The 234-nt window shown below is 38.9% G+C and carries 1 pseudogene; it reads left to right on the top strand.

Annotated features, from left to right (window positions below):
* Window positions 1–231 (top strand): annotated as a pseudogene (locus AC0IXC_RS29405) (aminoglycoside phosphotransferase family protein); the annotation flags it as partial.
* Window positions 232–234: the final 3 nt, after the last annotated feature.

Genomic DNA, 234 nt, shown 5'->3' with positions numbered 1-234 from the left:
GTAGGAGATCCGGCTTGTGATGCAGCGAGGGCATGGACATTTTTTGATAAGAATAGTAGAAACGTATTTAAAGAAGTATTGCGCATAGATGAAGGCACGTGGAATAGAGCGAGAGGATGGGCACTTTGGAAGGCGTTAATTACATATGATGCGAATAGGGATAGTAATAATAAAGTGGCAGAAGAATCTTATCGTGTAATTCAAGTAATTGTGGATGATTATAAGAGCTAATAG

The sequence above is a fragment of the Bacillus sp. AC266 genome, from assembly GCF_979253805.1.
This window is presented reverse-complemented; position numbering and strand designations above follow the sequence as displayed.